At 72.1% G+C, this 22753-nt stretch carries 20 protein-coding genes; 15 read left to right on the top strand and 5 right to left on the bottom strand.

The window, feature by feature from the left end; genetic code table 11:
* The first annotated feature begins 126 nt into the window (after positions 1 to 126).
* From AC3YNX_RS13330 to AC3YNX_RS13305, 6 genes are all read left to right on the top strand, one after another.
* Positions 127 to 1596 carry a DHA2 family efflux MFS transporter permease subunit gene (locus tag AC3YNX_RS13330; RefSeq protein ID WP_489995752.1) on the top strand — a complete coding sequence of 490 codons (1470 nt, stop codon included), beginning with the start codon at positions 127 to 129 and terminating at the stop codon, positions 1594 to 1596.
* A 71-nt stretch (positions 1597 to 1667) separates the two neighbouring features.
* Positions 1668 to 2534, top strand: a complete 867-nt coding sequence (locus AC3YNX_RS13325) for a CoA transferase subunit A (protein ID WP_127782899.1) — start codon at positions 1668 to 1670, stop codon at positions 2532 to 2534.
* On the top strand, positions 2531 to 3331 hold the full coding sequence (locus AC3YNX_RS13320) for a CoA-transferase subunit beta (protein ID WP_127782900.1): 801 nt from the start codon (positions 2531 to 2533) through the stop codon (positions 3329 to 3331). The genes AC3YNX_RS13325 and AC3YNX_RS13320 overlap by 4 nt, the downstream gene beginning before the upstream one ends.
* The gene (locus AC3YNX_RS13315; RefSeq protein WP_206518141.1) at positions 3328 to 4392 is read left to right on the top strand and encodes an NAD(P)H-dependent flavin oxidoreductase; all 1065 of its coding nucleotides are present in this window, start codon (positions 3328 to 3330) and stop codon (positions 4390 to 4392) included. The genes AC3YNX_RS13320 and AC3YNX_RS13315 overlap by 4 nt, the downstream gene beginning before the upstream one ends.
* A gap of 1 nt (position 4393) precedes the next feature.
* Positions 4394 to 5194 carry an SDR family oxidoreductase gene (locus AC3YNX_RS13310; RefSeq protein ID WP_127782901.1) on the top strand — a complete coding sequence of 267 codons (801 nt, stop codon included), beginning with the start codon at positions 4394 to 4396 and terminating at the stop codon, positions 5192 to 5194.
* 34 nt (positions 5195 to 5228) lie between these two features.
* Positions 5229 to 5981: an enoyl-CoA hydratase family protein gene (locus AC3YNX_RS13305; RefSeq protein ID WP_127782902.1), complete on the top strand. Its 753-nt coding sequence runs from the start codon at positions 5229 to 5231 to the stop codon at positions 5979 to 5981.
* A gap of 47 nt (positions 5982 to 6028) precedes the next feature.
* Here AC3YNX_RS13305 and AC3YNX_RS13300 read toward each other — a convergent pair whose 3' ends face one another.
* On the bottom strand, positions 6029 to 6505 hold the full coding sequence (locus tag AC3YNX_RS13300) for a limonene-1,2-epoxide hydrolase family protein (protein ID WP_127782903.1): 477 nt from the start codon (positions 6503 to 6505) through the stop codon (positions 6029 to 6031).
* Between the two features lie 94 nt (positions 6506 to 6599).
* Between AC3YNX_RS13300 and AC3YNX_RS13295 the strand changes: the two genes are divergently transcribed.
* The 3 genes from AC3YNX_RS13295 (at position 6600) to mshC (ending at position 11251) form a co-directional block, all read left to right on the top strand.
* A complete protein-coding gene (locus AC3YNX_RS13295) occupies positions 6600 to 7970 on the top strand; it encodes a sigma 54-interacting transcriptional regulator (protein ID WP_489995946.1) in 1371 nt (456 codons plus the stop codon).
* The gene (locus tag AC3YNX_RS13290) at positions 7967 to 9922 is read left to right on the top strand and encodes a VWA domain-containing protein (protein ID WP_127782904.1); all 1956 of its coding nucleotides are present in this window, start codon (positions 7967 to 7969) and stop codon (positions 9920 to 9922) included. Before AC3YNX_RS13295 ends, AC3YNX_RS13290 begins: the two co-directional genes overlap by 4 nt.
* An 87-nt stretch (positions 9923 to 10009) precedes the next feature.
* Positions 10010 to 11251, top strand: coding sequence for a cysteine--1-D-myo-inosityl 2-amino-2-deoxy-alpha-D-glucopyranoside ligase (mshC, locus tag AC3YNX_RS13285; RefSeq protein ID WP_489983225.1), 1242 nt, complete (start codon positions 10010 to 10012; stop codon positions 11249 to 11251).
* Here mshC and AC3YNX_RS13280 read toward each other — a convergent pair.
* Entirely contained in the window at positions 11248 to 12123 is an 876-nt protein-coding gene (locus AC3YNX_RS13280; protein WP_164860704.1) for a PAC2 family protein, read from the bottom strand. The two genes, mshC and AC3YNX_RS13280, sit on opposite strands and share 4 nt — an antisense overlap.
* A gap of 45 nt (positions 12124 to 12168) precedes the next feature.
* On the opposite strand from AC3YNX_RS13280, the gene metH reads away from it, so the two are divergent.
* Positions 12169 to 15744, top strand: a complete 3576-nt coding sequence (gene metH / locus AC3YNX_RS13275) for a methionine synthase (protein WP_489995751.1) — start codon at positions 12169 to 12171, stop codon at positions 15742 to 15744.
* Here the strand turns inward: metH and AC3YNX_RS13270 are convergent, their stop codons facing one another.
* Positions 15745 to 16611 carry a helix-turn-helix domain-containing protein gene (locus AC3YNX_RS13270; RefSeq protein ID WP_489995750.1) on the bottom strand — a complete coding sequence of 289 codons (867 nt, stop codon included), beginning with the start codon at positions 16609 to 16611 and terminating at the stop codon, positions 15745 to 15747. It abuts the gene before it with no gap.
* Between the two features lie 226 nt (positions 16612 to 16837).
* On the opposite strand from AC3YNX_RS13270, the gene AC3YNX_RS13265 reads away from it, so the two are divergent.
* The 4 genes from AC3YNX_RS13265 (at position 16838) to hisG (ending at position 19953) form a co-directional block, all read left to right on the top strand.
* Positions 16838 to 17959, top strand: coding sequence for an MFS transporter (locus AC3YNX_RS13265; RefSeq protein WP_489995749.1), 1122 nt, complete (start codon positions 16838 to 16840; stop codon positions 17957 to 17959).
* 128 nt (positions 17960 to 18087) lie between these two features.
* Positions 18088 to 18774 carry an HAD family hydrolase gene (locus AC3YNX_RS13260; RefSeq protein ID WP_277601722.1) on the top strand — a complete coding sequence of 229 codons (687 nt, stop codon included), beginning with the start codon at positions 18088 to 18090 and terminating at the stop codon, positions 18772 to 18774.
* Positions 18771 to 19034: a phosphoribosyl-ATP diphosphatase gene (locus tag AC3YNX_RS13255; RefSeq protein WP_127782909.1), complete on the top strand. Its 264-nt coding sequence runs from the start codon at positions 18771 to 18773 to the stop codon at positions 19032 to 19034. The genes AC3YNX_RS13260 and AC3YNX_RS13255 overlap by 4 nt, the downstream gene beginning before the upstream one ends.
* A 70-nt stretch (positions 19035 to 19104) precedes the next feature.
* Complete coding sequence (gene hisG, locus AC3YNX_RS13250) at positions 19105 to 19953, top strand: ATP phosphoribosyltransferase (RefSeq protein WP_489995748.1); 849 nt, start codon at positions 19105 to 19107, stop codon at positions 19951 to 19953.
* Between the two features lie 24 nt (positions 19954 to 19977).
* Here hisG and AC3YNX_RS13245 read toward each other — a convergent pair whose 3' ends face one another.
* Positions 19978 to 20802: a thioesterase family protein gene (locus AC3YNX_RS13245; RefSeq protein ID WP_489995747.1), complete on the bottom strand. Its 825-nt coding sequence runs from the start codon at positions 20800 to 20802 to the stop codon at positions 19978 to 19980.
* Positions 20799 to 21821, bottom strand: coding sequence for a RecB family exonuclease (locus tag AC3YNX_RS13240; RefSeq protein WP_489995746.1), 1023 nt, complete (start codon positions 21819 to 21821; stop codon positions 20799 to 20801). Before AC3YNX_RS13240 ends, AC3YNX_RS13245 begins: the two co-directional genes overlap by 4 nt.
* 92 nt (positions 21822 to 21913) lie before the next feature.
* Here AC3YNX_RS13240 and AC3YNX_RS13235 point away from each other — a divergent pair, with 92 nt between their 5' ends.
* Complete coding sequence (locus AC3YNX_RS13235; RefSeq protein WP_489995745.1) at positions 21914 to 22738, top strand: tRNA (adenine-N1)-methyltransferase; 825 nt, start codon at positions 21914 to 21916, stop codon at positions 22736 to 22738.
* Positions 22739 to 22753 lie beyond the last annotated feature (15 nt).

The raw sequence follows: 22753 nt of genomic DNA, 5'->3' as shown, positions 1-22753 counted from the left end.
ACGTAGCAATCCCCAGCGCAATTCCCGTGCGACCCCGGCAGGCGTCAGCCGGCTCCCCGTCAGCAGGGGGATAGTGGCCTGACCAGCCCGAACCGGGGGGAGCGGACCCTGACGCAGCAGCACGGTGTGGACGAGCCGGGCCTGGCGATGGGCACGGCGGGCGGACGCTGGCTGCTGCTGGCCGCGATCGGCGGCTCCGGCATGGCCCTGCTGGACTCCACCGTGGTGAACGTCGCGCTGCCCCGGATCGGTACCGCGCTCGACGCCGGCTTCGGCGGCCTGCAGTGGACCCTGAACGGCTACACGCTGATGCTCGCCTCGCTCATCCTGCTGGGCGGTGCGCTCGGGGACCGCTACGGCCGGCGCCGGGTGTTCCTGGTGGGGGTGGCCTGGTTCGCGGTGGCCTCGCTGTTGTGCGGCCTCGCGCTGAACGTGGAGATGCTGGTGGCCGCCCGGGCCCTGCAGGGCATCGGCGGCGCCCTGCTCATCCCCGGCAGCCTGTCGCTGATCTCGGCCAGCTTCCGGGCGTCCGACCGCGGCGCGGCGGTGGGGGCGTGGTCGGGCCTGGGCGGGGTGGCCGCGGCCGTCGGGCCGCTGGTCGGCGGCTGGCTGGTGGAGCAGGTGAGCTGGCGAGCGGTGTTCCTGGTCAACCTCCCGCTGGCCGCGCTGGTGCTGTGGGTGGGGGCGCGCCACGTGCCGGAGAGCCGCGACCCGCAGGCGCCCGGCCGGCTCGACCTCACCGGGGCGTTGCTCACCGTGGTGGGCCTCGCCGCGCTCACCTACGGGCTGATCGCCGTGCAGTGGGTCCCGGTGGTGGTGGGCCTGGTGGCGCTCGGGGCCTTCGTGGTGGTGGAGCGGCGCAGCCGGCACCCGCTGGTGCCGCTGGAGCTGTTCGCCTCGCGGCTGTTCACCGCGGCCAACCTGGTGACGCTGGCGGTCTACGCGGCGCTGGGCGGGGTGTTCTTCCTGCTGGTGCTGCAGCTGCAGGTGGTGGCGGGCTTCTCCCCGGTGGCGGCGGGGCTGGCGCTGCTGCCGGTCACCGCGCTGATGCTGGTGCTCTCCGCGCGCTCGGGGGCGCTGGCCCAGCGGATCGGCCCGCGGCTGCAGATGACGGTGGGCCCGCTGGTGGCCGCGGCGGGGCTGCTGCTCACCCTGCGCATCGGGCCGGGCTCGTCCTACCTGCGCGACGTGCTGCCCGCGGTGACAATCTTCGGGCTGGGCCTGGCGTGCCTGGTGGCCCCGCTCACCGCCGCCGTGCTGGCCGCGGCACCGGCACACCTGGCCGGCACCGCGTCCGGGGTGAACAACGCGGTGGCCCGCACCGCCGGACTGCTGGCCGTGGCCGCGCTGCCCGCGCTGGTGGGCCTCGGGGGAGCGGACTACCTGCAGCCGGCGGTGTTCGACCCCGGCTTCGACGCCGCGATGCTCATCTGCGCGGGTCTGCTCGGGGCCGGTGCCGTGGTGGCGCTGGTGCTGGTGCACGGCCGTCCCGAGCTGCGCGGGCCCAGCCCCACCGTGCTGGCGGTGGACCGGAACCTGCAGTGCGGCGTGGACGGCCCGCCGGTGTGTCCCCGCGCGCCGCGGCAGAGCGAGTAGCCACGGTCGCTCGTCTGCTAGCCTCCCAACCAAGCACTTGCTAGGTAGATCGAGCAGAGGTAGGGACGCACGTGGCTGACAAACGGATGACCGAGCAGGAGGTCGTCGCCGAGCTGTCCTCGGGGATGACCATCGGGATCGGCGGATGGGGGTCGCGGCGCAAGCCGATGTCCCTGGTCCGGGCGATTCTCAACTCCGACCTGACCGACCTGACCATCGTGACCTACGGCGGTCCGGACGCCGGCCTGCTGTGCGCGGCCGGCAAGGTCCGCCGCCTGGTCTACGGCTTCGTCTCGCTGGACTCCATCGCGCTCGACCCGCACTTCCGGGCGGCGCGCCAGGCCGGCAGCATCGAGGTCACCGAGTACGACGAGGGCATGCTCCAGTGGGGCCTGTACGCCGCGGCCATCCGCGTGCCGTTCCTGCCCACCCGGGCCGGCCTGGGCTCCGACGTCATGCGCGTCAACCCCCAGCTCAAGACGGTCTCCGACCCCTACGGCAGCGGCGAGGACCTGGTGGCCGTCCCGGCGCTGCACCTCGACGCCGCGCTGGTGCACATGAACCGCGCCGACGCGCAGGGCAACGCCCAGTTCCTCGGCCCGGACCCGTACTTCGACGACCTGTACTGCATGGCCGCCGAGCGGGCCTACGTCTCCTGCGAGAAGGTCGTGCCCACCGAGGAGCTCTCCGCCACGGCGCACCCGGCCACCCAGCGCATCTCCCGGATGATGGTCCGCGGCGTGGTGGAGGCCCCCAACGGCGCCCACTTCACCTCCTGCGTGCCCGACTACGGCCGCGACGAGAAGTTCCAGAAGGCCTACGCCACCGCCGCTGCCGACCCGGCCGCCTGGGCCGAGTTCAGCGAGCGCTACCTCTCCGGCTCCGAGGCCGACTACCAGGCCGCAGTGACCAACAGCAGCACGGAGGTTTCGGCATGAGCGAGGCGACCCAGACCGGCGCGACCCAGACCGACGTGAGCAGGGCCGAGGTGTGCGTCATCGCCTGCGCCGAGGCCTTCCGCGACAACGGTGAGATCCTGGCCAGCGCGTTCGGCACCATCCCCGCCATCGGCGTGCGCCTGGCGCGGCACACCTTCTCCCCGGACCTGCTGCTCACCGACGGCGAGGCCGCCGTGGTCAAGGGCACCTGGGCCATCGGTGCCGCCGCGCCCGAGGACGTCGAGTCCTGGATCCCCTTCCGCACCATCTTCGACGTGGTGTGGAGCGGCAAGCGGCACGTGATGATGATCCCGAGCCAGATCGACTCCTACGGCAACACCAACATCTCGGCGATCGGCGACCACGCCAAGCCCAAGGTGCAGCTGCTCGGCGCCCGTGGCGCCCCGGGCAACAGCGTCTACCACCCCACCAGCTACTGGGTGCCCAAGCACAGCACCCGCATCTTCACCCCCACGGTGGACATGGTGTGCGGCGTCGGCAACGACAACGCGCAGAAGGCGGGCCCCGCGGCCGCGAAGTTCCACGACCTGCGCACCGTGGTCACCAACCTCGCCGTCCTGGACTACGACAAGCCCACCGGCCAGCTGCGGCTGAAGTCGCTGCACCCGGGAGTCACCGTGGAGGAGGTCCAGGAGGCCACCGGCTTCGACCTGGTGGTCCCCGCGGACGTGCCCTTCACCCGGCTGCCCACCGACGCCGAGCTGCAGCTGATCCGCGAGGTCATCGACCCCCGCAGCCTGCGCGACCGCGAGGTCAAGCCGGAGGTCAAGCAGTGAGCCTGCACCCCGCGCTGAGCACCCGGGTCACCGAGCTCTTCGGCGTCAAGTACCCGGTGGTGCAGACCGGCATGGGCTGGGTCTCCAACGCCGGGCTCACCGCCGCCACCGCCAACGCCGGCGGCCTGGGCATCATCGCCGGCGGCGCGATGAGCTACGAGGAGCTGTCGGACAACATCACCAAGGTCCAGGCCCTCACCGAGAACCCCTTCGGCGTGAACCTGCGGGCCGACTCCGCCGACATCGCCAAGCGGATCGACCTGGTCATCCGCGCCGGCGTCAAGGTGGCCTCCTTCGCCCTGGCCCCCAAGCAGGACCTCATCGGCCGGCTCAAGGACGCCGGCGTGGTGGTCATGCCCTCCATCGGCGCCCGCCGGCACGCGGAGAAGGTCGCCGCCTGGGGTGCCGACGCGGTGCTCGTGCAGGGCGGGGAGGGCGGCGGCCACACCGGCAACGTCCCCACCAGCCTGCTGCTGCCCCAGGTCGTCGACGCCGTGGACATCCCGGTGATCGCCGCCGGTGGCTACTTCGACGGCCGCGGCCTGGTCTCGGCGCTGGCCTACGGTGCCGAGGGCATCGCCATGGGCACCCGGTTCCTGCTCACCAGCGACTCCCCGGTGGCGGCCAACGTCAAGGACGTCTACCTGTCCAAGACGGTCAACGACACCGTGCTCACGCTGCAGATCGACGGGGTGCCCCAGCGCGTGCTGCGCGCCGGCACCATCGACCAGATCGAGTCCAGCTCCGGCGCCCGCCGGATGGCCCGCTCGGTGCGCAACGCGGTGGCCTTCCAGAAGCTCTCCGGCACCCCGTGGACGCACATGATGCGGGAGGGCCTGGCGATGAAGAAGTCGCACGACCTCTCCTGGAGCCAGGTCGTGATGGCGGCCAACGCCCCCATGCTCTACCGCTCCGCGCTGGTCGACGGCCGCACCGACCTCGGCGTGATGGCCACCGGTCAGGTGGTGGGCCTCATCGAGGACACCCCCAGCTGCGAGGAGCTCATCCAGCGCATCATCACCGAGGCCGACCAGGTCCTCAACCGACTTGGGAAGGCCTGAGATGTCTGAGAGCACCACCGCGTCCGCACCGGCCCTGCAGCCGGGCCCGGGCCACAACCTGCTGGCCGGCAAGACCGTGCTGGTCACCGCCGCGGCCGGCACCGGCATCGGCTTCTCCACCGCCGAGCGCTGCGCCATCGAGGGCGCCACCGTGGCCATCAGCGACCGCCACGAGCGTCGCCTGGCCGAGGCGGCCGACAAGATCGAGGAGACCACCGGCACCCGCCCGCTGGCCATCCCGTGCGACGTCACCAACCAGGAGCAGATCGACCACCTGATGGACGCCACGGTGGCCGAGCTCGGGCGCATCGACGTGCTGGTGAACAACGCCGGCCTGGGTGGCACCGCCTCGGTGATCGACATGACCGACGACCAGTGGAGCAGCGTGCTCGACGTGACGCTGACGTCCACCTTCCGCGCCACCCGCGCGGTGCTGCGGCACATGGTGCCCCAGGGCAGCGGCGTGATCATCAACAACTCCTCGGTGATCGGCTGGCGCGCCCAGCAGGGCCAGGCCCACTACGCCGCCGCCAAGGCCGGCGTGATGGCGCTGACCCGCTGCTCCGCGCTGGACGTGGCCGAGCACGGCATTCGGGTGAACGCCGTGGCGCCGAGCATCGTGATGCACCCGTTCCTGGCCAAGGTGACCACCGACGAGCTGCTCGCCGAGCTGAGTGCCAAGGAGGCCTTCGGGCGCCCGGCCGAGGCGTGGGAGCTGGCCAACGTCATCGTCTTCCTGGCCAGCGACTACTCCAGCTACATGACGGGCGAGGTCGTCTCCGTCAGCAGCCAGCACCCGTGATCGCCACCTCACCCCAGCCGCTAGGAGCACGCGCATGACCCAGACCGAGGCCTCCGTGGTCACCACCACCGTGCACCCCAACGGGGTCGCGGAGATCGTCGTGGACAACCCGCCGGTCAACGCCCTGCCCGTGGCCGGCTGGTTCGCCATCGCCGACCAGGTCCGCGCCGCCGGTGCTGACCCGCAGGTGCGCGTGGTGGTGCTGCGCGCCGAGGGGCGTGGCTTCAACGCGGGCGTGGACATCAAGGAGATGCAGCGCACCGACGGCTTCACCGCGCTGCTCGGGGCCAACAAGGGCTGCTACGAGTCCTTCAAGGCCGTCTACGAGTGCGCCGTGCCGGTCATCGCCGCGGTGAACGGCTTCTGCCTCGGCGGCGGCATCGGTCTCATCGGCAACGCCGACGTGATCGTGGCCAGCGAGGACGCGACCTTCGGCCTGCCCGAGGTGGACCGAGGCGCCCTGGGAGCCGCCACCCACCTGTCCCGGCTGGTCCCGCAGCACAAGATGCGGGCCATGGTCTACACCTCGGCCACGGTGACCGCTGCGGAGCTGCTGCACTTCGGCTCGGTGCACTCGGTGGTGCCCAAGGACGAGCTGCGCACGGCCGCGCTGGAGCTGGCGGAGCAGATCGCCGCCAAGGACCCGACGGTGATCCGGGCGGCCAAGGCCTGCCTCAACGGCATCGACCTGTGGGACGTCAACCGCAGCTACCGCTACGAGCAGGGCTACACCTTCGAGCTCAACCTCACCGGCGTCTCCGACCGCATCCGGGACGAGTTCGCCTGAGCCCGCCGGGGTCGGTCTCCCACCGCTGCTGGCGGTGGGAGACCGGTCTAGCGGTTCAGCCGGCCGCGAACGGTGCTGCCCAGCGCCCGCACGGCGCCCTTGGCGCTGGCGGCCAGCACGGTGGTCCAGTCGAAGTAGTCGCGCCAGAGCACGATCTTGCCGTCGCGCACCTCGAAGGTGCCGCACACCCAGAACGCCGCCTCCCACGAGCGCACCTTCAGCACGTCGGTGCGCTCGGTGAGCACCACCGGGCCGTTGGCCGCGATGTTGTGGATGCGGCCCTCGAAGCCGGTGCCCACCTTGCCCATCCAGCGCACCTGCTTGGCGAAGGCCTCCTTGCCGCGGGCCGGGGGCAGCGGCACGTTCTGGTAGACGACCTCCTCGGCCGCGTACGTCAGCGCCTTCTCGATGTCGAGGGCGTCCATCGCCGCCAGGAAGGCGGTGACCACCTCGGTGGGATCGGTACCCACCTGCGCGTGGCTGGGCTGCGGAGCAGGGCCGGGTGACTGTGACGTGTCTGACATCCAGCAATCGTAGTGCCGCCAGCGGGTATCCGCGTGGCCTGATTCACTCCGCGCTCGTAGCGTTGTACCGGTGACCGACCTTGCGACCAACAGCATGCCCACCACCGTCGGCGCGCTCCGCGCCAGCAACCACGTCCAGCGGGGCGTGAAGGACGAGATCCGCCACAACCTGCTCACCGCCCTGCGGGAGGGCCGCGACCCGTGGCCGGGGGTCCTCGGCTTCGACGAGACCGTCCTGCCCCAGGTGGAGCGCGCCCTGCTCGCCGGCCACGACATGGTGATCCTCGGCGAGCGCGGCCAGGGCAAGACCCGGCTGCTGCGCTCCCTGGTGGGGCTGCTCGACGAGTGGACCCCGGTGATCGCCGGCTCCGAGCTGGGCGAGCACCCCTACGAGCCCATCACCCCCGCCTCGCTGCGCCGGGTCGCCGAGCTGGGCGAGGACCTGCCCATCACCTGGCGCCACCGCAGCGAGCGCTACGCCGAGAAGCTCGCCACCCCCGACACCAGCGTCGGCGACCTCGTCGGTGACGTCGACCCGGTGAAGGTGGCCGAGGGCCGCAGCCTGGGCGACCCGGAGACCATCCACTACGGCCTCGTCCCGCGCAGCCACCGCGGCATCGTGGCCATCAACGAGCTGCCCGACCTCGCCGAGCGCATCCAGGTGTCGCTGCTCAACGTGATGGAGGAGCGCGACATCCAGGTGCGCGGCTACATCCTGCGCCTGCCGCTGGACGTGCTGCTGGTGGCCAGCGCCAACCCCGAGGACTACACCAACCGCGGCCGCATCATCACCCCGCTCAAGGACCGCTTCGGCGCCGAGATCCGCACGCACTACCCGCTGGAGCTCGCCGATGAGGTAGCCGTGGTGGTGCAGGAGGCCGACCTGGTGGCCACCGTGCCCGACCACCTGCTGGAGATCCTGGCCCGCTTCACCCGCTACCTGCGGGAGTCCACCTCGGTGGACCAGCGCTCCGGCGTCTCCGCCCGCTTCTCCATCGCCGCCGCCGAGACCGTGGCGGCCGCGGCGCTGCGGCGCTCGGCGGTGCTGGGAGAGCAGACCCCGGTGGCCCGGGTGGTCGACCTGGGCACGGTGGTGGACGTGCTGCGCGGCAAGCTGGAGTTCGAGTCGGGCGAGGAGGGCCGGGAGACCGAGGTGCTCGAGCACCTGCTGCGCCGGGCCACCGCCGACACCGCCCGCGCCAACCTGGCCGGCATCGACCTCGGTGCGCTGGTGGGCGCGATCGACTCCGGCGCCGCGGTGGTCACCGGCGACGACGTCACCGCCGCGCAGCTGCTGGCCGGGCTGCCGCCGGTGGACGCGCTCAAGGAGGTGGACGAGCGCCTGGACGCCGACACCGACGGTGAGCGGGCCGCCGCCGCCGAGCTGGCCCTGGAGGGGCTCTACCTGGCGCGGCGCATCGCCAAGGACGCCGACGACCGGGGCCGGACGGTGTACCAGGCATGACGGCTCCCCGCGGCAGGCACCGCTTCGCCTACGGCCCCTACAGCGGGGGGCCCGACCCGCTGGCACCCCCGGTGGACCTGCGGGAGGCGCTGGACGAGCTCGGCCAGGACGTCATGGAGGGCTCCTCGCCACGGTCGGCGGTGCGCGAGCTGATGCGCCGCGGGCTGCCGGGCCAGCGCGGGCTCGACCAGCTGGCGGCGCGGGCCAACCAGCGCCGCCGCGAGCTGCTCAAGCGCAACAACCTGGACGGCACCCTGGCCGAGGTGCGTGAGCTGCTGGAGCGCGCCGTGCTCGAGGAGCGCAAGGAGCTGGCCCGCGCGCTGGACGACGACGCCCGCTTCGCCGAGCTGCAGATGGAGTCGCTCAGCCCCTCGCCCGCGGAGGCGGTGCGCGAGCTCAGCGACTACTCCTGGCGCAGCCCCCAGGCGCAGCAGGACTACGACAAGATCAAGGACCTGCTGGGCCGTGAGCTGCTGGAGGAGCGGTTCCAGGGGATGAAGCAGGCGCTGGAGGGAGCCACCGACGCCGACAAGCAGCGGGTCACCGAGATGCTCAAGGACCTCAACGACCTCCTCGCCGCGCACGCCCGCGGGGAGGACACCGACGAGCAGTTCGAGCAGTTCATGGCCGAGCACGGTGACTTCTTCCCGGAGGACCCGCAGGACGTGGAGGAGCTGCTGGACTCCCTGGCCCAGCGCGCCGCCGCGGCGCAGCGGATGCGCAACTCCATGACCCCGGAGCAGCGGGCCGAGCTGGACGCCCTGGCGCAGCAGGCGTTCGGCAGCCCCGAGCTGGCCGACCAGCTGGCGCAGCTGGACGGCATGCTGCAGGCCGCCCGCCCCGGGGAGGACTGGCAGGGCAGCGAGGACTTCCGCGGCCAGCAGGGCATGGGGCTGGGGGAGGCGACCCAGGCGATGGCCGACATCGGCGAGCTGGAGCAGCTGGCCGAGCAGCTCAGCCAGGCCTACCCGGGCGCCCGGATGGAGGACGTCGACCTGGACGCCCTGGAGCGCCAGCTGGGGGAGCAGGCCGTCACCGACGCCCGCACCCTGGCCGAGCTGGAGCGCGAGCTGCAGCGGCAGGGCCTGCTGGACCGGGCGCCGGACGGCAGCTGGCGGCTCTCGCCCAAGGCCATGCGGCAGCTGGGCCAGTCGGCGCTGCGGGACGTGGCCGAGCAGCTCTCCGCCCGCCGCGGCGACCGGGAGACCCGGCGCGCCGGTGCCGCCGGCGAGCTCACCGGGGCCAGCCGGGCCTGGCAGTTCGGTGACACCGAGCCCTGGGACACCACCCGCACCGTGACCAACGCGGTGCTGCGCACGGCGGGGCACCCGCTGCCCGTGCGGCTGGACGTCAGCGACGTGGAGGTGGCCGAGACCGAGCAGCGCAGCCGTGCGGCGGTGGCGCTGCTGGTGGACACGTCCTGGTCGATGGTCTCCGAGGGCCGCTGGCTGCCGATGAAGCGGACCGCGCTGGCGCTGCACCACCTGGTGTCCACCCGCTTCCGCGGCGACGCCCTGCAGCTCATCGGCTTTGGCCGCCACGCGCGCACCCTCAGCGTGGCCGAGCTCACCGGCCTCGACGCGGTGTGGGAGCAGGGCACCAACCTGCACCACGCGCTCAAGCTGGCCGGGCTGCACCTGCGGCGACACCCCGGCACCCAGCCGGTGCTCATGGTGGTGACCGACGGCGAGCCCACCGCACACCTGGAGCGCGACGGCCGGGCGGTGTTCGACTACCCGCCGCTGGCGGAGACGCTGGGGCTGACGGTGCGTGAGCTGGACGCGGTGGCCAAGCTGGGCACCCAGGTCACCTTCTTCCGGCTGGGCAGCGAGCCACGCCTGGCGGCGGTGGTGGACCAGCTGGCGCGCCGCTCCGGTGGGCGCGTGGTGGCTCCGGACCTGGACGGGCTCGGCGCGGCGGTGGTGGCGGACTACCTCGGTCGCCGGCGCTGAGAGCTCCCGTGGCTCGGGGTGGCTGACGCCACGGACGCTCGCCCCTCCTGAACGGGACCCGCACACGCTCTGGGTAGGGTCGGTCTCATGCAGTCATGGCCGGCCCCGGCAGTTCCCAGCGTGCCCGGCGAGGGCCCCTCGATGCGCCTGTTCGACACCGCCGACCGCCAGGTGCGGCCCGTGGCACCCGGCCCCACCGCCACCATGTACGTCTGCGGGATCACCCCCTACGACGCCACCCACCTCGGCCACGCCGCCACCTACCTCACCTTCGACCTGGTGTACCGGTTGTGGCTGGACGCCGGGCACGAGGTGCACTACGTGCAGAACGTCACCGACGTCGACGACCCGCTGTTCGAGCGCGCCGCCCGTGACGGCGAGGACTGGGTGGAGCTCGGCCTGCGGGAGACGCAGCTGTTCCGCGAGGACATGGCGGCGCTGCGCATCCTGCCGCCGCGCGACTACATCGGTGCGGTGGAGTCCATCGGCGAGGTCACCGAGATCGTGGAGAAGCTGGTGGCCTCCGGGGCGGCGTACGTCGTCGACGACCCCGAGCACCCCGACGTCTACTTCCGGGCCGACGCCACCAAGCAGTTCGGCTACGAGTCCGGCTACGACCACGCCACCATGACCACCTACTTCGCCGAGCGCGGGGGAGATCCCGACCGTCCCGGCAAGCGCGACCCGCTGGACGCCGCCGTCTGGAGGGCCGTGCGCGACGGCGAGCCGTCCTGGCCCTCGGCGTTCGGCCCCGGCCGGCCCGGCTGGCACGTGGAGTGCGCCGCCATCGCCCTCAACCGCATCGGCGTCGGCTTCGACGTGCAGGGCGGCGGCAGCGACCTGATCTTCCCGCACCACGAGTTCTCCGCCGCCCACGCCGAGGCGCTCACCGGCTGCGAGCGCTTCGCCCGCCACTACGTGCACGCCGGGATGATCGGCCTGGACGGGGAGAAGATGTCCAAGAGCCGCGGCAACCTGGTGCTGGTCTCCCGGCTGCGCGAGCAGGGCGTGGACCCGATGGCCATCCGCCTCGGCCTGCTCGACTCGCACTACCGCAGCGACCGCCAGTGGACCGACGCGGTGCTCACCGCAGCCACCGAGCGGCTGGCCCGCTGGCGCGAGGCGGCGGCCCTGGACGCCGGTCCCGACGCCACCGACACCATCGCCCGGGTGCGCCAGTACCTCGCCGACGACCTGGACACCCCGCGGGCGCTGTCCGCCATCGACGACTGGGCGCGCCAGGCGCTGAACCGTCGCGGCACCGACGCCGCCGCGCCCGCAGCGCTGGCCGCCACGGTGGACGCGCTGCTCGGCGTGCAGCTGGTCTAGGGCCCCGAGCCCGGGCCGCGCCGGCGCAGGTACCGCTCGAACTCCGCCGCGATGGCCTCCCCGTCGGTCTGCGACACGGCCTCGGACATGTCGGTCTCGGCGTCGCCACGCTCCTCCAGGGCGCGCACGTAGCCGATGACCTCCTCGTCCTCCTCGGCCATCTCGTTGACCGCACCCTCCCACTCGGCGGCCTGCTCGGGCAGCCCCACCAGCGGGACCTCCACGTCCAGCACCTCCTCCACCCGGTGCAGCAGCGCCAGGGTGGCCTTGGGGTTGGGCGGCTGGGCCACGTAGTGCGGCACCGCGGCCCAGAACGAGATGGCCGGCACCCCGGCGCGCACGCAGGCCTCCTGCAGCACCCCGGTGATGCCGGTCGGGCCCTCGTAGCGGGTCTGCTCCAGGTTGAACTGCTTGGCCGCAGCGGTGCTGTACGCCGAGCCGGTCACCGGCACGGGGCGGGTGTGGGCGGTGTCCGCCAGCAGCGCGCCCAGGGTGACCACCGTGCGCACCCCCAGCGTGTCGAAGACCTCGATGAGCTCCGCGCAGAACGCCCGCCAGCGCATGTTCGGCTCGATGCCGCGCAGCAGCACCACGTCACGGGCGGAGCCCGGTGGGCGGCACACCGTCAGCCGGGTGGCCGGCCACTGGATCTCCCGGGTCACCCCTTCCACCATGCGTACCGTGGGGCGGGTGACCTGGAAGTCGTAGTAGTCCTCGGAGTCCAGCTCCATCAGGGGGGTGGCGTCCCAGCAGAGCTCGAGGTGCTCCACCGCCCCGGTGGCTGCGTCCCCTGCGTCGTTCCAGCCCTCGAATGCCGCGACCAGTATCGGGTCCAGCAGACGGGGTGGCTCAGTCTGCGTCACACCGACCAGCCTACGACCCGGGCCCGACAAGGGGCTGCGACTAGGCTGGTAGTTATGCCTGCTTCTCCGTCTTCCCCTCTGCTCGAAGCCCTTCGCCAGCGCGTGCTCGTGGCCGACGGGGCGATGGGCACCATGCTCCAGGCCGCCGACCTGGACGTGGAGAAGGACTTCCTCGGTCTCGAGGGCTGCAACGAGATCCTCAACGACACCCGCCCGGACGTGTTGCGCGAGATCCACCGCGCCTACTTCGAGGCCGGTGCCGACCTGGTGGAGACCAACACCTTCGGCTGCAACCTGCCCAACCTGGCCGACTACGACATCGCCGACCGCATCCGCGAGCTCTCCCGCAAGGGTGTGGCCATCGCCCGCGAGGTCGCCGACGAGATGGGTCCCGGCCGTGACGGGATGCCCCGCTTCGTGCTCGGCTCGATGGGCCCGGGTACCAAGCTGCCCACCCTGGGCCACGCCCCCTTCGCCGACCTGCGTGACGCCTACCAGGAGGCCGCGCTGGGCATGGTCGAGGGCGGTGCGGACGCCATCCTCATCGAGACCTGCCAGGACCTGCTGCAGGTGAAGGCCGCGGTCATCGGCAGCAAGCGCGCCATGACCGAGCTGGACAAGGTCATCCCGATCATCTGCCACGTCACCGTGGAGACCACCGGCACCATGCTGCTGGGCAGCGAGATCGGCGCCGCCCTGGTGGCGCTGGAGCCGCTGGGCATCGACCTCATCGGCCTCAACTGCGCCACCGGCCCCGCCGAGATGAGCGAGCACCTGCGCCACCTGTCCAAGCACTCCCGGCTGCCCATCTCGGTGATGCCCAACGCCGGGCTGCCCCAGCTGGGCCCCAACGGCGCTGTCTACCCGCTGCAGCCCGACGAGCTCGCCGAGGCACTGGCCGGCTTCGTCCGCGAGTACGGCCTCGCCCTGGTGGGTGGCTGCTGCGGTACCACCCCCGAGCACATCCGCGCCGTGGTGGCCGCCATCTCGGCCATCCCCGACGACGAGCGCGGCGTGCGCAAGGTGCACCAGGAGCCCGGCGTCGCCTCGCTGTACTCCGCGGTGCCCTTCAAGCAGGACCTCAGCGTGCTCATGATCGGCGAGCGCACCAACGCCAACGGCTCCAAGGCCTTCCGCGAGGCGATGCTGGCCGGCGACCACCAGGCCTGCATCGAGATCGCTCGCGACCAGACCCGCGACGGCGCGCACGTGCTGGACCTGTGCATCGACTACGTGGGCCGCGACGGCACCGCCGACATGGCCGGGCTGGCCGCCAAGCTGGCCACCGCCTCCACCCTGCCGATCATGCTGGACTCCACCGAGCCTGCCGTGCTGCGGGCCGGGCTGGAGCACCTGGGTGGGCGCTGCGCCATCAACTCGGTGAACTACGAGGACGGCACCGGCACCGACTCGCGCTTCCACCAGGCGATGGAGCTGGTGGTGGAGCACGGCGCTGCCGTGGTGGTCACCTGCATCGACGAGGAGGGCCAGGCCCGCACCGCGGAGAACAAGGTGAAGATCGCCGACCGCATCATCGGCGACCTGGTCAACGAGTGGGGAATGCAGGAGAGCGACATCATCATCGATGCGCTGGTCTTCCCCATCACCACCGGCCAGGACGAGGTGCGCCGCGACGCGCTGGAGACCATCGCCGCCATCAAGGAGATCAAGCGCCAGCACCCCTCGGTGCAGACCACGCTGGGGCTGTCCAACGTCTCCTTCGGCCTCAACCCCGCCGCCCGCCAGGTGCTCAACTCGGTGTTCCTGCACGAGTGCACCGAGGCCGGCCTGGACACCGCGATCGTGCACGCCTCCAAGATCGTGCCGATGGCCCGCATCCCCGACGAGCAGCGCGCGGTGGCGCTGGACCTCGTCTACGACCGTCGCCGCGAGGGCTACGACCCGCTGCAGAAGCTGATGGAGCTGTTCGAGGGCGTCTCCGCCGCCTCCGCTCGCGCGTCCCGGGCCGAGGAGCTGGCCCAGCTGCCGCTGTTCGAGCGGCTGGAGCGGCGCATCATCGACGGCGAGCGCACCGGGCTGGAAGCCGACCTGGACGCCGGCATGCAGGAGCGCCCGCCGCTGGAGATCATCAACGACACCCTGCTCTCGGGCATGAAGACCGTGGGTGAGCTCTTCGGCTCCGGCCAGATGCAGCTGCCGTTCGTGCTCGCCTCCGCCGAGGTGATGAAGACCGCCGTGGCTCACCTGGAGCCGCACATGGAGGCCACCGACGAGGACGGCAAGGGCCGCATCGTGCTGGCCACCGTCAAGGGCGACGTGCACGACATCGGCAAGAACCTGGTGGACATCATCCTCACCAACAACGGCTACGACGTGGTCAACATCGGCATCAAGCAGCCGATCGCCGCCATCCTGGAGGCCGCGCTCACCGAGAAGGCCGACGTCATCGGCATGTCCGGCCTGCTGGTGAAGTCCACCGTGGTGATGAAGGAGAACCTGCAGGAGATGAACTCCCGCGGGGTCGCCAAGGACATCCCGGTGCTGCTCGGTGGTGCGGCGCTCACCCGCGCCTACGTCGAGGACGACCTGGCCGAGGTCTACGACGGCCACGTCACCTACGCCCGCGACGCCTTCGAGGGGTTGCGCTCGATGGACGCCATCATGAAGGCCAAGCGCAGCGGCGGGGAGCTGGGCGCGGTGAGCGAGGCCGAGCAGGCCAAGATCGACGAGCGCCGGGCCCGCCACGAGCGGTCCAAGCGCATCGCCGAGGCGCGCAAGGCCAACGAGCCGGAGGTGGAGCTGCCCGCCCGCTCCGACGTGGCCGCCGACGTCGACGTGCCCACCCCGCCGTTCTGGGGCAGCCGGGTGGTCAAGGGTGTGCGGCTGGCGGAGTACTCCGGCCTGCTCGACGAGCGGGCGCTGTTCCTCGGCCAGTGGGGCCTCAAGGGCGCCCGCGGTGGCGACGGCCCCTCCTACGAGGAGCTGGTGGAGACCGAGGGCCGTCCGCGGCTGCGGCACTGGCTGGACCGGCTGAGCACCGACGGCATCCTCGCCCACGCCGCGCTGGTCTACGGCTACTTCCCGGTGGTCTCCGAGGGCGACTCGGTGATCGTGCTGGAGTCCCCGGAGCCCGACGCCGCGGAGCGCTTCCGGTTCACCTTCCCCCGGCAGCGCCGTGACCGGCACCTGTGCCTGGCCGACTTCTTCCGCACCCGTGAGCAGGCCCGCGAGCACGGGCAGGTGGACGTCATGCCGTTCCAGCTGGTCACCATGGGCCAGCCGATCGCCGACTACGCCAACGAGCTCTTCGCCAACAACGCCTACCGCGACTACCTCGAGGTGCACGGCATCGGCGTGCAGCTCACCGAGGCGCTGGCCGAGTACTGGCACCAGCGTGTGCGCGAGGAGCTGAAGATGCCCGACGGCCAGGCCGTGGCGGCGGAGGACCCCGAGGAGGTCCAGGAGTTCTTCCGCCTGGGCTACCGCGGCGCCCGCTACTCACTGGGCTACGGAGCGTGCCCCGACCTGGAGGACCGCGCCAAGATCATGGAGCTGCTGGAGCCCAGCCGCATCGGGGTCGAGCTGTCCGAGGAGCTGCAGCTGCACCCGGAGCAGTCCACCGACGCCTTCGTGCTGCACCACCCGGAGGCCAAGTACTTCAACGCCTGATCAGCCGCGGTTCGGCTGCTGGACCGCTTCGTGGCTCCGCTGGGCGTGGGGAAGCCCCGCGGACGCCAGGAGCGACAGCTTGTCTGCGTCGCTGGAGCCGGCCTCGGGGTGGTAGACGACGAGGTGGACACCGTCAGCGCCGTCGATGCTCAGCCGTTCGCGGTGCAGGACCAGCTCGCCGACCTGCGGGTGGTGGAACCGGACGGCCGTCCCACGCTGGCCGCGGACCTCGTGGCGCGCCCACAGCTGGCGGAACGTGGGGCTGGCGAGCGAGAGCTCGCCGGTGAGCTCGATGAAGCGGGGGTCGTCGATGTCCGTGCCCACGGCCTGGCGCAGGTTCGCGATGAAGCACTCCGTCATGGCTAGCCAGTCCGGGTAGTACTCCTGCTGGGCCGGATCCAGGAAGAAGTCCCGAAGCTGGTTGCCTCCCACGGCGAGTCCCGGGGACAGGGCGACGGCGAGATCGTTGGTGGCCAGGATGTCGAAGTACCGCCCCTCGATGAAGGCGGGCTGGACGAGGGAGTCCAGCAGCGTGAGCGCGCCGCGCGGGACGGTCTCCTTGCGCGGTCGGGGCCTGCGCCTGCGGGGGACGTCGGCGACGAGCGTCAGCAGGTGCGACAGGTGCTCGTCGTCGAGCTGCAGCACCCGGGCGATCGACTCCAGCACCTGCGTCGACGGGTGACGATCTCGGCCTCGTTCCAGGCGCAGGTAGTAGTCCGCGCTGATGCCGGCGAGCATCGCCACCTCCTCGCGCCGCAGACCGGGCACGCGCCGCACCCCCACCTCGGGGATGCCTGCCTGCTTCGGCGTCACCAGCGCTCGCCGGGCACTCAGGAAGGCGCCCAGGGCGTTCGACTTCTCCGTCATGTCGTGAGCGTAGGTCGAGGGACACCGCAGTGCGGGGGTCCTGCCGCACCCCCCGCTCGTCAGGGCTCTGGGTGGGCCCGACGGGCGCCCCTAGCGTCGGTGAACGCCGGCTCAGGCCACCTGGCCGAGCACCGGCGTCGACCACGACCGAGGGGATCTAGCCTTGACCAGCACGACCACACCAACCGATGTGTCGGCCCCGGACGTCCCGGCTTCCTGGGGTGGCGTGGCTTCCCTGGGCCTGGGGATCTTCGCCATCGTCATGTCGGAGTTCTTGCCGGCGAGCCTGCTTCCTCGGATCGCCGAGGACCTGGCCGTGTCGGCTGGCGCAGCGGGCCAGACGGTGACCGTGACCGCGTTCGCCGCCGCACTCTCCGCACTGCTCATCGCGGTGGTGCTGCCGCGTGCCGACCGGCGGCGGGTGATGATCGGTCTCACGCTGCTCGCCATCGTCTCCAACCTGCTCGTCGTGCTGGCGCCGAACCTGTACGTGCTCCTGGCGGCGCGGCTGCTGCTCGGTGTGGCGCTCGGCGGGTTCTGGGCGATGGCCACCGCGATGGCCGCGCACCTGGTGCCCCCAGACCATCTCGGTCGTGCGCTCACGGTGGTCAACTCCGGTGTCGCAGTAGCCACCGTCGCCGCAGTTCCGCTCGGGGCCTGGCTCGGCGACGTCTGGGGATGGCGGGGGGTGTTCCTGCTGGGCGCCGGCGTCGCGGCCGTGGCACTGGCTGTGCAGGCGGCGACGCTGCCCCACGTCACGCCCGCCGCCGGCGGTGGTCTGCGAGCACTCGGTACAGTCCTGCGCTCCAGCGTCGTGCTGGCAGGACTGTTCGCGATCCTGCTCGTCTTCAGCGGCCACTTCAGCGGGTTCACCTACATCCGGCCCGCCGCGGAGAGCATGTCGGGGATCGACGGCGGCAGCTTCGCCGTGCTGCTCCTCGTGTTCGGCGTGGCCAACTTCCTCGGCACGGCACTCGCCGGGCCACTGGTTGACCGATCGCCGCGCACGGGGCTGTTCCTGTTCCCCGTGGTCCTGGGGGCCGGGATGATCGTCATGTTCACCGCCGGCGGCTCGGTCGCGGCCCTGTTCGTCGCGGCCCTGTTGTGGGGCTTCGGTTTCGGCGGCATCCCGACGACCGTGCTCAGCTGGGGAGCCAGGACCGAACCGGCGCACCTCGAGCAGGTCGGTGGCGTCATCGTGACGGTCTGCAACGTCGCCATCGCTGTCGGCGCGGCGGTGGGGGGTGTCCTCGTGGACGAGGTCGCGGCCGAGGTGCCCCTCCTCGTCGGCGGGGTCGTCGCCATCATCGGGGCGCTGGTGCTCACCAGCCTGCGCCAGCGCAGCTGAGGGGAGATCTAGGATGGGACGTGGCACGACTAGTCACACCACGCTCTTCGGAGGGCATTCTGAGTACCGCGTTTTCTCGTGAACCTGCAGGTCAGCACCCGGAGGGGGGGAGTCGCCAGCCGCGGGCCGTGCTCTGGGACATGGACGGCACCCTGCTGGACTCCGAGCGGCTGTGGGACGTGGCCCTGCACGAGCTGGCCCGCGACCTGGGCGGCGAGCTCAGCCCCACCGCCCGCCGGGCCATGATCGGCTCCAGCACGGCGATGGCCATCGAGCTGATGTTCACCGACCTGGGCCTGCCGCTGGAGCAGCCGGCGATGGACGACGCCGCCACCTGGATGCTCACCCGCACCGGCGAGCTGTTCGCCGAGGCGCTGACGTGGCGCCCCGGCGCGGAGGAGACCTTGCACCTGGTGCAGCAGGCGGGAGTGCCGATGGCGCTGGTCACCAACACCGCCCGGATGCTGGCGGACAAGGCGCTGGCCACCATGGGCCCGGAGCGCTTCACCGTCACCGTCTGCGGCGACGAGGTGGCCCACGGCAAGCCCGCCCCGGACCCGTACCTGCGCGCCGCCGAGCTGCTCGGTCTGGAGCCGGGGGAGTGCCTGGTGGTGGAGGACTCGCCCACCGGCACGGCCGCAGCCGAGGCCGCGGGCTGCCCCGTGCTGGTGGTGCCTTGCGAGATCGAGGTGTCCGAGGGTCCCGGCCGGGTGCTGCGGGAGTCGCTGGAGGGCGTGACGTGGGCCGACCTCTGCGCGGCGTGGTCGGCGGGTGTCAGCCCGGTCGAGGCCTCGTGGGAGAATCGGCGCTCGTGAAGACCTTCGACACGCTGTTCGCCGAGCTCTCCGAGCGCGCAGCCACCCGCCCCGCCGGCTCCGGCACCGTTGCGGCCCTCGACGCCGGGGTGCATGCGCAGGGCAAGAAGGTGCTCGAGGAGGCCGGCGAGGTGTGGATCGCCGCCGAGCACGAGAGTGACGAGGCGCTGGCCGAGGAGATCTCTCAGCTCCTCTACTGGGCGCAGGTGCTGATGATCGGCCGCGGGCTCACCCTGGAGGACGTCTACCGCCATCTGTGACGGCCGGTCCGCCACCACGGCGGCCGCCGTCCCTCGGCCTGTTCGTCCCCCACCGCGTAAGGAACCACCCATGCTTCGTGTTGCCGTCCCCAACAAGGGCTCGCTGTCCGAGTCCGCCGCCGAGATGCTCAGCGAGGCCGGCTACCGGCGCCGCACCGACTCCCGCGACCTCACCGTGCTCGACCCCGCCAACCAGGTGGAGTTCTTCTTCCTGCGGCCCAAGGACATCGCCATCTACGTGGCCTCGGGTGAGCTCGACCTGGGCATCACCGGCCGCGACCTGGCGCTGGACTCTGGTGCCGCCGTGCAGGAGCGGGTGGCCCTGGGCTTCGGCCGCTCCAGCTTCCGCTACGCCGCACCGGCGGGCCGGGAGTGGAAGCCGGAGGACCTGGCCGGGCTGCGCATCGCCACCTCCTACCCGACGCTGGTGCACAACGACCTGGCTGCGCGCGGGCTGGAGGCCACCGTCATCCGCCTGGACGGGGCGGTGGAGATCTCCATCCAGCTGGGCGTGGCTGACGCCATCGCCGACGTGGTGGGCTCGGGCCGCACGCTGCGCCAGCACGACCTGGTGGCCTTCGGGGACGTGCTGTGCGCCTCGGAGGCGGTGCTCATCGAGCAGGCCGGCGCCCCCGCCGGGGACCGGGCCCGCGACCAGCTGGCCGCCCGCATCCAGGGTGTGGTGTTCGCCCAGCAGTACGTGATGCTCGACTACGACTGCCCGCGGGCGGTGCTCAACGAGGCGCTGCAGATCACGCCCGGCCTGGAGTCACCCACGCTGTCGCCGATGGCCGACGAGGACTGGATGGCAGTGCGGGCGATGGTGGCGCGCACCCAGTCGAACTCCGTGATGGACGAGCTGTCCGCGCTGGGTGTCAAGGCGATCCTGGCCTCGGACATTCGCTCCTGCCGCATGTGAGCCAGCTGGGCGCCCGCCGCTGAGCTAGCGCGGGCGGACCAGCAGGATCTGCTCGGAGCGGCCCACCGGTCCGGCCTCGTCGTGCAGGGTGGCGGCGCACAGCCCCACGCCGTCCGGGCCGATGCTGGTGGTGGCGGAGACGCCGGTCCACTCGCCGACCGGCTGCCGGTACAGGTGCACGGTGAGGTCGGTGTTGAGGAAGGTCCACTTGCGCACGTCCAGCGGCGCGGCCATGCCGTTGGCGGAGTCGACCACTGCGAACAGCGACTCCAGCGGGTCGAGCTTCTCCCCGGCCACCAGCTGCACCCGTGGCCGTCCCCAGCCCGACCCCGGACCCGCCTCGGACAGAAAGCCGCTGATCCACGACCACTCCACGGAGTCGAGGTAGCCGGGCACCCAGTAGGCGGGGGCCTGGTGCGCGCTGCCCTCGCCGGCCGGGGCGAGCGGTTCCTCGTGGCTGACCGCGACCGCGGTGGTGTCGGTGGTGGCCATCCGCCAGGCGCTGGCGCGCACCACGGTGCGCTCGTCGCCGGCGTCGTCGGTGGTGGTGAGCTCAGCAGCGAGCAGCTCGACCTGCCGGCCGGGGCGCACCACCGAGGCGCGCACGGTGAGGTCCGCACGGGGCACCGGGCCCAGCACCTCGACGGTCACGCGGGTGAGCCGGGTGCCTGGCCGGGGTGCGCACCGCTGCAGGGCCCGCACCAGCAGCGCCGACGGTGGGCTCAGGTGCTGCATCTGCGCCGACCAGGGACCCACCGTGTGCTCGGTGGAGGCGAAGCGCTCCGCGCCGTCGGCGGCCCTGGGCAGCGGCAGGTAGTAGGCGGGGCTGGCCGACGCGCTCAGGCTCATCCCACGTGCTCCAGGAGGTTGGTTTCACCCGACGCCGGATCGCTCGGCCAGCCCGGGTAGGGCGGCGGGGTACCGCCGAAGGCGGGGCAGCGGGACTTGTGGTCGCACCAGTCGCACAGCTTGCTGGGGTTGGGCCGGAAGTCACCGGTGGCACCCGCCTGCAGGATGGCCTGCCAGATGGCGGACAGCGTGCGCTCGAACCGGCGCAGCTCGTCCTCGTCGGGGCGGTACTGCAGCACCTGGCCGTCGGCGAGGTACATCAGCTTGAGCTGGGAGGGGACCACGCCGCGCAGCCGCCACAGCGCCACGGCGTAGAACTTCATCTGGAACATGGCCCGGCCCTCGCCGATCTCGCGCGGGGCGGCACCGGTCTTGTAGTCCACCACCCGCACCTGGCCGTCCGGCGCCACGTCGATCCGGTCCACGAACCCGCGCAGCAGCACCCCGTCGTCCAGCTCGATCTCCACCCGCAGCTCGCAGGACTCGGGCTCGAACCGAGTGGGGTCCTCCATGGTGAAGTACCGGGTGACCAGGGCCTGGGCGGCCTCGAGGAACTCCGGCAGCTCGTCCGCCCCGAACATCTGCGCCAGCTCGGGTGACTCCGCCACGGTACGCTCCCACGCGGGGGCCACCAGGGTGCGCGCGTTGTCCAGGTGCCGCTGGTCGGCGGGCAGGCTGTAGAGCTGCTCCAGCGCGGCGTGCACCACGGTGCCCCGCACCTGTGCGGTGCTGGCCGTCTCCGGGAGGCGGTCGACCGCGCGGAAGCGGTACAGCAGCGGGCACTGCTTGAAGTCACCCGCCCGGGACGGGGACAGCGCGGGCCGGCGCCGCTCCCGCACCGGGGCCGCCTGCCCGGCCGCGGCGTCCACTGCGGCCTCCTCCACTGCGGCCTCCTCCACGGCGACCTGGTGCACTGCCGGCGGCCCGGCCTCGCCGTGCTCCGTCCCTGCCTGGGTGGCCGTGGGCACGGTCTCCCCGACGGCGGCCGACGGGGGCACTGACCCGGTCAAATTGCTCATGCTGGCACCCTAGGCGCTGGCCCCGACAACTTCGGGCCACCCTCACTCGAGCCAGCAACCAGCAACACGCAACCAGCAGGGAGTCCTACACGATGGCGCACAGCGGGCCGTTCCGCGTCGGCGACCGAGTCCAGCTCACCGACAGCAAGGGACGCCACTACACCATCGTCCTGGCCGAGGGTGGTGAGTACCACACCCACCGCGGTGCCGTGGCCCACGACGACCTCATCGGCACCCCCGAGGGCGGCGTGGTCAAGTCGGTGGCCGGCACCGCCTACCTGGCGTTGCGGCCGCTGCTCACCGACTACGTGCTGTCGATGCCGCGCGGCGCCCAGGTGATCTATCCCAAGGACGCCTCGCAGATCATCACCGAGGGAGACATGTTCCCCGGTGCGCGGGTGCTGGAGGCCGGGGCCGGCTCCGGCGCGCTCACCTGCTCGCTGCTGCGCGCGGTCGGCCCGGAGGGCAAGGTGATCTCCTACGAGGTGCGCGACGACCACGCCGTGCACGCGGTGCGCAACGTGGAGACCTTCTTCGGCGAGCGCCCAGCCAACTGGGACCTCACCGTGGCCGACGTCAACGAGTTCGACGGCGAGGTCGACCGGGTGGTGCTGGACATGCTCTCCCCGGAGCAGGTGCTGCCCAAGGTCAAGGACGTGCTGGTGCCGGGCGGGGTGCTGGTGGTCTACGTCGCCACCGTCACCCAGCTGTCCCGGGTCGTGGAGGCACTGCGGGAGCAGGAGTGCTGGACCGAGCCGTACTCCTGGGAGACCCTGGTACGCGGCTGGCACGTGGTGGGACTGGCCGTGCGCCCGGAGCACCGCATGCAGGGCCACACCGCCTTCCTGGTGCGGGCCCGGCGCCTGGCGGAGGGCACCGTGACGCCACGCCCACAGCGCCGCCCCAGCAAGGGCTAGCGCGGCAGGTGCTCG

The organism is Rhodococcus sp. Z13_19A (genome assembly GCF_058133575.1).
The sequence above is the reverse complement of the archived record's forward strand: the minus strand, read 5'-3'. Positions and strand labels throughout refer to the sequence as shown.